Below are 10975 nucleotides of genomic sequence, written 5' to 3' on the forward strand. Positions count from 1 at the left end.
GTCAGGCGGATGGTACTCGTTGCCCCGGTGCGGGGCGACCGTGGGCCGCGGTGGTTTCTCCGGGCGGGGACTTCAGCCCGGGGCGACGAACCCGGATTCGTACGCCGCGATCACCGCCTGAGTGCGGTCCCTGGCACCCAACTTGGCCAGCACCGCACTGACATGGGTCTTCACCGTCTCGACGCCGACCACGAGTTTGGCGGCGATCTCGGCGTTGGACAGGCCACGGGCCATCAGCCTCAGGACCGCGGATTCCCGCTCGGTGAGCGCTGCCCGGTCCATGGCCGCACGCGCCTTGCTCGTCCCGTACTCGGCGGCGAGCTGCCGGACCGCCGCCGGGAAGAGCAGCGACTCACCCTCGGCCACCAGACGCACCGCATTCACGATCTCGGAGGGCCGGGCACGTTTGATGAGGAAGCCGTCCGCACCGGCACGCAGCGCCTCGTAGACGTACTCGTCGTTCTCGAATGTGGTCACCACGAGGATCTTCGGCGGATTCGGCACCGTGCGCAGCACCACCCGCGTGGCCTCGATACCGTCCATCAACGGCATCCTGACATCCATGGCCACCACGTCCGGCCGCAGCTGGTGCAGCAGCGGGATCACGGCGGCGCCGTCGCCCGCCTCGCCCACCACCTCGATATCGGGCTGAGCCTCAAGGACCGCGCGCAGCCCCGCGCGGACGAGGGGTTCGTCGTCGACCAGAAGTACGCTAACCGGCATTGGGCCACCCTAAGGGCTGTCCCGTGACCTCCGGTGTGCGTACGACGACAGCTGCGCCACCTCCCTCTGTTGTCGCAACAGCTGCTCGCATCCGGTGCGCCGATCTCCACCGCCTCGCGACGTGTGGCATCCGGTGCCGTGCTGATTGACCAAGGACTAGGGGGCAGCCCTGATGCCGTCCAGCGGGAGCCTCGCGCGAACGCGCCATTCCCCCTCGTGCGGACCGGTCTCGGCCCTTCCGCCCAGCAGCGCCGCCCGCTCCCGGATGCCCCGCAGCCCGCTTCCGCTCCCCGGAACGGCTGCCGGATCAGCTGCCGGGTCATTGAGCGGATTGGTCACCTCCAACTCCAGCCGGCCGCCGGTGACGGCGATCCGTACACGGACGGGGACCGTACCCGAATGACGCAGCACATTGGTGAGGGACTCCTGGAGGATGCGATACCCCTCGCGGGAGACCGCTCCCGGAACCTGCTCCAGCGGACCGGACACGTCCGCGTCGATCTCCGCGCCCGAACCGCGCGCGGAGTCCAGGAGCCGGTCCGCCTCCACCAAAGTCGGCCGCTGCCCCACCGGCGTCCCTGATTCGCGCAGCACCCGCAGCACCCGCTCCAGGTCGTCGAGCGCATCCCGGCCAGTCTCCTCGATCGCGGCCAGAGCCCGTTCGGTGAAATCCGGGTCCCGCGCCGCCCGGGCAGCGCCGGCCTGCACGACCGCGACCGTCAGCGCATGCCCGATTGAGTCATGCAGCTCACGTGCGATGCGGTTGCGCTCCAACAACTGCTCTGTGCGCTCCTCCAGAGCGGTGAGCCGCTGCACCGGAGAGGGGCCGAGAAGCCGCTCGGCGGCCTTGGTGATCAGCCGGCCGCTCAACACGACAAGGGCGAGCAGCGCCACGAGCGGCAGGGGCGTGAGCAAGGCATACCACCAGTGCGGCTCCACTCCGCGGACCAGCCATTCATCGCTCGGCCCGTTGCCGGCGGCGGTGAGAACGAGGTCCGCCGAGGTGGCCGACAGCCACACCGTCGCGAGCCACACGGGAACGGCGAGCAATATCCGAGTCTCCAGCCACAGCACGGTTCTCCAGCGGTCGGCCCAAGTGGCCGCAGTGGCCGCGGAGATACTGGCATCGGCTCTGCCTCTCTGCTCCGGAGCGAGCAGAAGTTGCGCCTGCACCCCCTCGGCCAGCCGCATACCGGGCAACAATCCGACCGGAACGGCGAAGAGCACGGGCACCCATGGGGAATCCGGCGAGATGAACAGCCACACGCTGTAGCCCGCACCCGGGATGAGGAGATGCAGCCACCGGGTGTAGGTGACAGACGCGGCGAGCGGGCGCAGGAGGCGGAACATGAGGCCATCGTGTCAGCCCGCACGTGCGCGGCGGCTCCCCCGTGAGAGGGAGACGATCCCCACCAGCGGGGGAGGCGACGACCCGGGAGCGGCCGCCAGGCTGAGGACATGACCAGCATCGACGTCCAGGAACTCACCAAGGAATTCGGTACGACCCGTGCCGTGGACAACCTCACGTTCAGTGTGCGACCGGGGCGCGTCACCGGCTTTCTCGGCCCCAACGGCGCAGGCAAGTCCACCACCATGAGACTCGTCCTCGGCCTGGACCGGCCCAGCGGTGGCACGGCCACGATCGGCGGGCAGCTCTACGCCACCCTCGACGATCCGCTGCGTCGGGTGGGCGCCCTGCTGGACGCCCAGGCCGCCCACGGCTCTCGCACCGCGCGGAACCACCTGTTGGCCCTGGCGGTCAGCAACGGCCTCGGTGCGCGCAGGGTCGATGAGGTTCTGGAGGAGGCCGGACTCGGCGCGGTCGGCGGAGCCCGGATCAAGACCTTCTCCCTCGGCATGCGACAGCGACTGGGCATAGCGGCCGCACTGCTGGGTGACCCGGAGGTCGTGATGCTGGACGAGCCGTCGAACGGCCTCGATCCCGAAGGCATCATCTGGATCCGGGAGCTGATGAAGCGGCTTGCCCGTGAGGGCCGAACGGTCCTGGTCTCCAGCCATCTGATGAACGAGACCTCGTCGTTCGCCGATCACCTTGTGATTCTCGGCCGGGGACGGCTCCTCGCCGACCTGCCGATGCAGGAATTCCTGGATTCCCGCAGCAGGCCCCGTGCGCGAGTGCGTACGACCGAGTCCACGCGGCTGCGTGACGTCCTGATCCGCAAGGGATATGAGCCTGCGCAGGGTGACGACGGCTCCTGGACCATCGACGGCGCGAAGGCCGGGAAGATCGGTGCGATAGCCGCGACCGAAGGCATTCCGATCCTCGAACTCATCGACGAGCAGGCCACGTTGGAGCAGGCCTACCTCGACCTCACCGCCGACGCCGCGGAATTCGCATCGGCCTCGGCCTCGTCCGCCAACCGTCAGGAGCCCTGACCATGCCGACCACAGCAGTGCTGCACTCCGAGTGGATCAAGATCAGATCGGTCCGGTCCGTACTGGGATCACTGATAGCCGTCCTCCTCGTGACCCTGGCCATCACCGTGCTCGCCTTCTCCACCGTCGGCCAGGCCGAGGCGGACAATGTCGATGCCGAGCCGGTCTTCGACGCCTTCTACGCACTGAACTTCGGCCAGATCGCCGCCATCAGCTTCGGTGCGACCGCGCTCTCCTCCGAGTTTCTCAACGGAGCCCTGCGCATATCGCTCGCCGCCGTTCCGCACCGCAACCTCTTCTACGCCGCCAAGATCGCCCTCGTCGGGGCCCTGGCACTGGCTGTCGGTCTCGTCGCCAGTTTCGGAGCCTTCCTCGTGGGACAACTGTTCATGGGCAAGTACGCGATCGGCCTGGGGGAGCCGGGCGCTCTGCGGGCGGCCTTCGGGGGAGGGATCTATCTGGCGCTGATGGCCCTGTTCGCGGCCGGATTGACTGTGGTGCTGCGCAGCGCCGTCGCCGTGCTCAGCCTCCTCATCCCGTTCGTCCTCATAGTCTCCTTCGTGGTCGGCGACGTCGCAGGCGGTGCCGCGCAGTATCTGCCGGACCGGGCAGGACAGTTGGTGCTCCACCAGAATCCCGAGGGAAGTCTCGGACCTTGGGGCGGGCTCGCGGTGACGGCGGCCTGGGCGGCGGCCGCACTCCTGGCAGGCTGGTGGGCGATCCGGCGAAGGGACGCGTAGCCGGCTGTTCGACTGCCCAACCGCCACGAATTCAGTACGGGTGAGGGTGGCTGAAAGTGCCTCAAAGGTCATGGCGAGGAGCGGCTTGTCAGTGCTGCGCGGTTTACTGGCGGCATGACCACCGCACATCACCTCCGCCTCATCGATGCGATGCGCACCTCGGCCTTTCCCACGGAACGCACCCGGTCAGGCTCGGGTGCCAGCGGGCCCGGCTACCACACGGCGTCACTGCACGCGGAAGTCGATCATTGGGACGACGATGAGGCGCGGCGACTGGAACACCGGGCCCAGTGCCTCGCAGAGCATGACGCCCTGCTGACGCTGCTCGCCGGTCGCTGGGGGGAGCCGCAGTCGATCAGCCTGTGGAGCGCGCAGGAGCGGATGATCGTCGGTGAGGAGATACCGGAGGCATGGGCCGATACGGTCGCGGGCTGCGAGTTCCTCCAGCTCTGGAGGGTCGAGGGCCGATGGATCGGCATCGGGCTGTACCTGGAGGAGGAGGGACCGGGGTGCGAGCTGAACGTCGTGGTGACGGAGATCGACCCGCCGTGACATGAACAGGCTGTTGTCGGGCAGTCGGGCAGTCGGGCAGTCGGGCAGTCGGGCAGTCGGGCAGTCGGGCAGGCGGATGGGCCAAGGTCCGTGTGTGGTGGTGGTCGGGTTGTGCCCATCGGATCCGGGCCTGGTTCATGGCCGCAAGTGGGCCTGCGAGGCGATGAGCGCGGAGCGCTCGGGGCGGCGCAGGGGGCGTCAGCGGTCTTCCGTGGGGACAGCGGGGACAGCAGGCACGCCGGGGGTGCCGGTGTTGTGGTCGACGCAGGCCAGGAGGCGACCGTACTCCTCGGCCATTGTCTGGGCGGTCCAGTGGGCGTTGAGGCCGCTGGGGTTGGGCAGGGCCCAGACGCGGGCATCGCCGATCGTGTGGTCCTGCGGGCCGATCCGGGCGGTGCGCCTGCCGAAGGCCGTGCGGTACGCCGTGACCCCCACGACCGCCAGCCACTGCGGTCGTAGCAGTTCGACCTTGGCGGCCAGGATCTGTCCGCCCTCGCGGAACTCCTCGGTGGACAGCTCGTCCGCCCGGGCGGTGGCCCTGGCGACCACATTGGTGATGCCGAGGCCGTATCGCAGCAGTTCGGTCTGTTCGGCCGGCTTCAACTGCCGGGGTGTGAAGCCCGACCGGTGGAGTACCGGCCAGAACCGGTTGCCGGGGTGGGCGAAGTGGTGGCCCGTCGCCCCGGTCATCAGGCTCGGGTTGATTCCGCAGAACAGCACACGCAGACCGCCTGCGACCACATCGGGAACGGTGCGGTCGCAGGCGGCCTGGAGCTCTTCGGGCGTCATCCGGCTGAGGTCGTGGCCGTCAGAGGATGGAGCCCGGTGTGTACGCGGCGGCCTCGGGGTGCTGCTTGGCGATCTCCTCGATGCGGGAGATCAGTGCCGTGACCTGGTCGCTCGCGGCACCGGTGAAGGAGAGCTTGTCGGCCATCAGCGCGTCGAGCTGCGCGCGGTCCAGCGGGATGCGGTCATCGGCGGCCAGCTTGTCGAGCAGCTCATTGCGCTCGGCGCCCTGCTCGCGCATGGCCAGGGCCGAGGCAACGGCGTTCTCCTTGATCGCCTCGTGGGCGACCTCACGGCCGACACCCGCGCGCACCGCGCCCATCAGAACCTTGGTCGTAGCGAGGAACGGGAGGTAGCGATCCAGCTCACGGGCGACGACGGCCGGGAACGCCCCGAATTCGTCGAGGACCGTCAGGAAGGTCTCCAGCAGACCGTCGAACGCGAAGAAGGCGTCCGGGAGCGCCACCCGGCGGACCACGGAGCAGGACACGTCGCCCTCGTTCCACTGGTCGCCCGCCAGTTCGCCGGTCATCGACGCGTAGCCGCGCAGGATCACCATCAGGCCGTTGACGCGCTCGCAGGACCGGGTGTTCATCTTGTGCGGCATCGCGGACGAGCCGACCTGACCCGGCTTGAATCCTTCGGTCACCAGCTCGTGCCCGGCCATCAGGCGGATCGTCTTGGCGACCGAGGACGGAGCCGCGGCGAGCTGGACCAGCGCGGTCACCACGTCGTAGTCGAGCGAGCGCGGGTAGACCTGGCCGACCGAGGTGAAGGCCTGGGCGAAGCCGAGGTGCGCGGCGATGCGCTGTTCGAGGTCGGCGAGCTTCCCGGCGTCGCCGTCCAGCAGGTCGAGCATGTCCTGCGCCGTGCCGACGGGGCCCTTGATGCCCCGCAGCGGGTAGCGGCCGAGCAGGTCCTCAAGCCGTCCGTACGCCACCAGGAGCTCGTCGGCCGCGGTCGCGAACCGCTTGCCGAGCGTGGTCGCCTGCGCTGCGACGTTGTGGGAGCGACCGGCCATGACCAGCTCGCGGTACTCGCCCGCCAGCTTGCCGAGCCTGGCCAGGACCGCCACCGTACGGTCGCGCATCAGCTCCAGGGAGAGCCGGATCTGCAGCTGCTCGACGTTCTCGGTGAGGTCCCGGGACGTCATGCCCTTGTGGACCTGCTCGTGGCCGGCGAGGGCGTTGAACTCCTCGATCCGGGCCTTGACGTCGTGCCGGGTGACCTTCTCGCGCTCGGCGATCGAGGCCAGGTCCACCTGGTCGACGACACGTTCGTAATCGGCGAGCGCGGCGTCCGGTACCTCGATCCCGAGGTCCTTCTGAGCGCGCAGCACCGCCAGCCACAGCTGGCGTTCCAGCTTCACCTTCTGCTCGGGGGACCAGAGGACGGCCAGCTCCGTGGAGGCGTAGCGGCCAGCCAGGACATTGGGGATACGAGGCTTTGCAGACACAGCAGTCACGTGTCCAGAGTTTACCTGTCGTTTTGAGCGGTTCGTGAGCGGCCACCAAGGCCATGAGTTCCAGGTCAGAGGCGCCCTTCCGGCCGACGGCCCGGGTCACCTCGGCGGCCCGGCTCGGTGCACCGGCCACGCCGGGGCCGAGGGCGTCATGATCCACGACGCCCGGACACCGGCGCCGGCCGCGGGGCTCTTCGATCACGCCGTGTTGAAAGGGTTGTTGCTGAGGTCATGCTGATGACGCTACGCAATGATCATGCCGACTACAGTCCGTCATGAGGCCATGAGATGTCGGGTTGAGGCCATGCGCCGCGGGGCGGCTCCGGGCCGTTACGAGAGCGGCGCCGAGTCGACCCTGCGCCAGGTCGCCACGGGACCTGGGTCACGGACGTCGTGCGGGGTGACCCAGAACGCCCTTCCCAGTTCGGCGCTGTACTGGGCACCCGTCCGGCCGTCCCCGGAGGAGCGGCCGGTCAGACGGCGCCCGATCCAGGGCATCAGGTGCTCGCGGGCGAAGCGGAGGTCGTCGACGCGCCGCCTGGCCCACCTGGGCGGGACGGCGGCCGGCAGCGGTGTGCGCCAGTCGTTCTCCGGCGGCAGCCCCAGCGTCTGCCAGACCGCCTCGGCGACCCGCGAGTGCCCGTCGGCCGTCAGATGCAGCCGGTCGACGTCCCACAATTGGGGATCGCCCAGCACGGGTGTCCCGTACAGATCGACGACCAGGGCTCCGTGCCGGGCGGCCAGGTCGTCGATCAGGGCGAACAGCTCCTCCATCCGCGGACGGAAGCGCTCCATCACCGGACCGATACGTCCCGGGCTGCGCATGAGCACAAGCGTTCCGCACGAGGGCGCGAGACGCTCCACGGCCTCTTCGAGCCGTGCGCGGACCATGCCCATGTCGCACTTGGGCCGCAGCGTGTCATTGAGTCCGCCGACGAGTGTGACGACGTCCGCACGCATGGCGGCGGCCACATCGACCTGCTCGTCGACGATCTGGCCGATCAGCTTGCCCCGTACAGCGAGATTCGCGTAGCGGAAACCCGGGGCGTGGGTGGCGAGCCGGCCGGCGAGGACATCGGCCCAGCCGCGGTACGAACCGTCGGGCAGCAGGTCCGACATGCCCTCGGTGAACGAGTCGCCGACCGCGACAAGACTGTTGTAGGAAGCAATTGTTTCCATGGCGATGCGATCGTATCGCGGCCGGTCCGGCCCCTTCCGGAGCCCGCCACCCGCACACAGGCAGGACCACGGCCCGGTCATGGCAGGGGCCGCGGCCGGAAATCCGTACCGCGGCCCCCGTGCGGGTCAGCGCGTTTTCGGGCGCCCCACCAGCTCACGGAGCACGTCCTCCATGGTGACCATTCCGGCCAGCCGGTCGTCCTCGTCGAGAACCGCCGCCAGATGCGTACGGCTGCGCCGCAGTGCGGTCAGGACATCGTCGAGCGGTGTACTCGCCCGGACTCGGGCGATCGGGCGCATCGCCGTCACCGGGAAGGGCACATCGCGCGGGGTGGCATCGAGGGCGTCCTTCACATGGAGGTAGCCCAGGATCCGTTCCTCGCTGTCCATCACCGGGAAGCGCGAGAAGCCCGTCTCGTACGAGAGCCGCTCCAACTGCTCCGGCGTGGTCCCGACCTTGGCGTACACGACCCGGTCCACCGGCATCACCACATCACGCACCGGGCGACGGCCCAGTTCCAGGGCGTGGTGCAGTCGCTCGGCCGAGCGGTCGTCGACCAGTCCGGCGTCGCCCGCGTCCGTCACCAGCCGGGCCAGTTCGTCGTCGGAGAACGTGGCGGACACCTCGTCCTTCGTCTCGACCCGAAGGATCTTGAGCAGCGCGTTGGCGAAGGCGTTGATCGCGAAGATCACCGGGCGCAGCGCCCTGGCGAGGGTCACCAGCGGCGGCCCGAGCAGCAGCGCGGCGCGCACGGGCTCGGCCAGGGCGATGTTCTTCGGCACCATTTCGCCGAGCAGCATGTGCAGATACGTCGCCACGGACAGCGCGATCACGAACGAGATCGGATGGATCAGTCCGTGCGGCACGCCCACCGCGTCGAAGACCGGCTCCAGCAGATGCGCGAAGGCCGGCTCGGCGACGATGCCGAGCACCAGAGTGCACAGGGTGATGCCGAGCTGCGCCGCCGCGAGCAGCGCCGATACGTGTTCGAGGCCCCAGATGACGCTCCGTGCCCGCCGGTTGCCGGCCTCGGCCTCGGGCTCGATCTGGCTGCGACGCACCGAGATCAGCGCGAACTCGGCCCCGACGAAGAAGGCGTTGACGACCAGGGTCATCAGGCCGATGAAGAGCTGGACGGCGATCATCGTGCGTCCTCCGTCCGCTCGTCGTCGCCCGGCAGCGGCGCGTGCAGCAGGGCCCGCGCGGCGCGGCGGCCGGACGCGTCGACCACATCGATCCGCCAGCCCGCCAGCTCGACCGCGTCACCCACGGCGGGGATGCGGCCGACCTCGGTGGCGATGAGCCCGGCGAGTGTCTCGTACGGTCCGTCCGGCACCCGCAGTCCGATCGTCTTCAGCTGGTCGATGCGGGCGGCGCCGTCGGCCGACCAAAGGGTCCGCCCGTCGGCGTCCTCGCCGGCCGGTGCGAGGTCCGCGGTCTCGTGCGGGTCGTGCTCGTCGCGCACCTCACCGACCACCTCCTCGACGATGTCTTCCAGCGTCACGACTCCGGCTGTGCCGCCGTACTCGTCGATGACGACGGCCATGGCGAGCTTGCCGGACAACCGGTCCAGGAGCCGGTCCACCGTGAGCGTCTCGGGAACGAGCAGGGGTTCGCGCAGCATCTCCGACACGCGGGTGCGGGAGCGCTGCTCGGCGGGGATGGCCAGCACGTCCTTGATGTGCGCCACACCGACGACGGTGTCCAGGCTGCCGAGGTAGACGGGGAAACGGGACAGGCCCGTCGCCCGGGTGGCGTTCGCGACGTCCTCGGCGGTCGCCTGCGCCTCCAGCGCGGTGACCTGGACCCGGGGGGTCATCACGTTCTCCGCCGTCAGTTCGGCCAGGTTCAGCGTGCGGACGAACAGCTCCGCCGTGTCGGCCTCCAGCGCACCCTGCTTCGCGCTGTGCCGGGCCAACGCCGCCAGCTCCTGCGGGCTGCGCGCGGAGGCCAGTTCCTCGGCGGGTTCCAGGCCGAAGCGGCGCACGATCCGGTTGGCGGTGTTGTTGAGGTGACTGATGAAGGGCCGGAAGACGGCGGTGAACGCCCGCTGCGGGGTGGCCACGGTCTTCGCCACGGCGAGCGGGGAGGAGATCGCCCAGTTCTTCGGGACCAGTTCACCGACGATCATCAGGAACACGGTGGACAGCGCCGTGCCGAGGACAAGGGCCACGGAGGACGCCACGCCCGGGGAGAGGCCCACCGCTTCCACGGGACCGCGGATCAGTTTCGCGATGGACGGTTCGGAGAGCATGCCGACCACCAGGTTGGTGACGGTGATGCCGAGCTGAGCGCCGGAGAGCTGGAAGGTGAGGCTGCGTACGGCCTTCATGGCGCTCGCCGCGCCCCGCTCGCCCTGCTCGACGGCGCGTTCGAGCTGTCCGCGCTCGACCGTCGTCAGAGAGAACTCGGCCGCGACGAAGGCGCCGCAGGCCAGCGAGAGCAGTACTGCCACGAGCAGCAGAAGCACTTCGGTCATCGGTTCACCTCCGTCCCATGATCGGGCAGGGACAGAAGGATCGCTCGGTGCCGACGATGTCGACTACTGGGAGGCTCGCCCATGGGCGGACGCTCACACCTTTCGGAAGGATCGGACAGGAGGAGAACCATAGTAAAGGATCGGCAAAGTCGACCGATCTGTCGGTGATCTTCTCAGTCCGAGAGCGGCTTCACCCAGCGCCGCCAGTGGTCCTCGCGGTGGTATCCACCCGCGGCCCAGGTGTGATGCGCCCGTTCGTTGGCTTCCAGGACCATGGCATCGGCCCGTCGCCCGCCCAGGGAGAGGAATCGCTGTTCCGCCGCTTCCATGAGGGCGGTGGCGATCCCCTGTCGGCGGAAGTCGGGGTGCACGGCCAGCCGGTAGACGGAGCACCGCCAGCCGTCGAAACCGGCGATGACGGTTCCCACGGGACGGCCGTCCCGGTCCGCCAGCAGCAGGGCTTCGGGATCTCTCGAAATGAGCTGGGCCACACCGTCGTGGTCGTCGCTGATGCTCGTTCCCTCTGCGGCCTCGCGCCAGAACCGCAGCACGGTGTCGATGTCTGTGAGGCCGGCGGGGCGTATGTGGAGATCACTCATGGGCCGAGCCAAGCAGAGCGTTTGCCCGCCCGGCCAGTGATTTCGGCATCGGACCCC

The 10975-nt window shown here is 69.2% G+C and carries 11 protein-coding genes; 3 read left to right on the top strand and 8 right to left on the bottom strand.

The features are described from left to right. Nucleotides 1-72: 72 nt before the first annotated feature. Together EES42_RS17415 and EES42_RS17420 are read right to left on the bottom strand one after the other, a co-directional pair. Entirely contained in the window at nt 73-723 is a 651-nt protein-coding gene (locus EES42_RS17415) for a response regulator (protein ID WP_124719109.1), read from the bottom strand. 156 nt (nt 724-879) lie between these two features. Beyond that, nucleotides 880-2073: a sensor histidine kinase gene (locus EES42_RS17420; RefSeq protein ID WP_124719110.1), complete on the bottom strand. Its 1194-nt coding sequence runs from the start codon at nt 2071-2073 to the stop codon at nt 880-882. A gap of 108 nt (nt 2074-2181) precedes the next feature. Here EES42_RS17420 and EES42_RS17425 point away from each other — a divergent pair, with 108 nt between their 5' ends. The 3 genes from EES42_RS17425 to EES42_RS17435 all read left to right on the top strand — a co-directional run bounded on the left by EES42_RS17425 (nt 2182) and on the right by EES42_RS17435 (nt 4412). Beyond that, on the top strand, nt 2182-3120 hold the full coding sequence (locus EES42_RS17425; protein WP_124719111.1) for an ATP-binding cassette domain-containing protein: 939 nt from the start codon (nt 2182-2184) through the stop codon (nt 3118-3120). A 2-nt stretch (nt 3121-3122) separates the two neighbouring features. Next, a complete protein-coding gene (locus tag EES42_RS17430) occupies nt 3123-3860 on the top strand; it encodes an ABC transporter permease (protein WP_206433488.1) in 738 nt (245 codons plus the stop codon). A gap of 114 nt (nt 3861-3974) precedes the next feature. After that, nucleotides 3975-4412 carry a hypothetical protein gene (locus EES42_RS17435; protein WP_124719113.1) on the top strand — a complete coding sequence of 146 codons (438 nt, stop codon included), beginning with the start codon at nt 3975-3977 and terminating at the stop codon, nt 4410-4412. Nucleotides 4413-4610: 198 nt separating this feature from the next. Here the strand turns inward: EES42_RS17435 and mug are convergent, their stop codons facing one another. The 6 genes from mug to EES42_RS17465 all read right to left on the bottom strand — a co-directional run bounded on the left by mug (nt 4611) and on the right by EES42_RS17465 (nt 10918). Continuing rightward, nucleotides 4611-5201, bottom strand: a complete 591-nt coding sequence (gene mug / locus EES42_RS17440) for a G/U mismatch-specific DNA glycosylase (protein WP_124719114.1) — start codon at nt 5199-5201, stop codon at nt 4611-4613. 19 nt (nt 5202-5220) lie between these two features. Then, on the bottom strand, nt 5221-6663 hold the full coding sequence (gene purB, locus EES42_RS17445; RefSeq protein WP_124719115.1) for an adenylosuccinate lyase: 1443 nt from the start codon (nt 6661-6663) through the stop codon (nt 5221-5223). 327 nt (nt 6664-6990) lie between these two features. Continuing rightward, complete coding sequence (locus EES42_RS17450; protein WP_124719116.1) at nt 6991-7839, bottom strand: SGNH/GDSL hydrolase family protein; 849 nt, start codon at nt 7837-7839, stop codon at nt 6991-6993. Between the two features lie 126 nt (nt 7840-7965). After that, nucleotides 7966-8985: a hemolysin family protein gene (locus EES42_RS17455; RefSeq protein ID WP_124719117.1), complete on the bottom strand. Its 1020-nt coding sequence runs from the start codon at nt 8983-8985 to the stop codon at nt 7966-7968. Continuing rightward, on the bottom strand, nt 8982-10319 hold the full coding sequence (locus EES42_RS17460; protein WP_124719118.1) for a hemolysin family protein: 1338 nt from the start codon (nt 10317-10319) through the stop codon (nt 8982-8984). The genes EES42_RS17455 and EES42_RS17460 overlap by 4 nt, the downstream gene beginning before the upstream one ends. Nucleotides 10320-10492: 173 nt before the next feature. Beyond that, nucleotides 10493-10918 carry a GNAT family N-acetyltransferase gene (locus EES42_RS17465; protein ID WP_124719119.1) on the bottom strand — a complete coding sequence of 142 codons (426 nt, stop codon included), beginning with the start codon at nt 10916-10918 and terminating at the stop codon, nt 10493-10495. Between the last annotated feature and the right edge of the window lie 57 nt (nt 10919-10975).

The organism is Streptomyces sp. ADI95-17 (assembly GCF_003846175.1).
Taxonomy (GTDB): domain Bacteria; phylum Actinomycetota; class Actinomycetes; order Streptomycetales; family Streptomycetaceae; genus Streptomyces; species Streptomyces sanglieri.

Bases quoted from the DNA above. Each gene is read 5' to 3' on its own strand.
- EES42_RS17415 (WP_124719109.1), bottom strand. From the start codon at position 723: ATGCCGGTTAGCGTACTTCTGGTCGACGACGAACCCCTCGTCCGCGCG.
- EES42_RS17420 (WP_124719110.1), bottom strand. From the start codon at position 2,073: ATGTTCCGCCTCCTGCGCCCGCTCGCCGCGTCTGTCACCTACACCCGG.
- EES42_RS17425 (WP_124719111.1), top strand. From the start codon at position 2,182: ATGACCAGCATCGACGTCCAGGAACTCACCAAGGAATTCGGTACGACC.
- EES42_RS17430 (WP_206433488.1), top strand. From the start codon at position 3,123: ATGCCGACCACAGCAGTGCTGCACTCCGAGTGGATCAAGATCAGATCG.
- EES42_RS17435 (WP_124719113.1), top strand. From the start codon at position 3,975: ATGACCACCGCACATCACCTCCGCCTCATCGATGCGATGCGCACCTCG.
- mug (WP_124719114.1), bottom strand. From the start codon at position 5,201: ATGACGCCCGAAGAGCTCCAGGCCGCCTGCGACCGCACCGTTCCCGAT.
- EES42_RS17450 (WP_124719116.1), bottom strand. From the start codon at position 7,839: ATGGAAACAATTGCTTCCTACAACAGTCTTGTCGCGGTCGGCGACTCG.
- EES42_RS17455 (WP_124719117.1), bottom strand. From the start codon at position 8,985: ATGATCGCCGTCCAGCTCTTCATCGGCCTGATGACCCTGGTCGTCAAC.
- EES42_RS17460 (WP_124719118.1), bottom strand. From the start codon at position 10,319: ATGACCGAAGTGCTTCTGCTGCTCGTGGCAGTACTGCTCTCGCTGGCC.
- EES42_RS17465 (WP_124719119.1), bottom strand. From the start codon at position 10,918: ATGAGTGATCTCCACATACGCCCCGCCGGCCTCACAGACATCGACACC.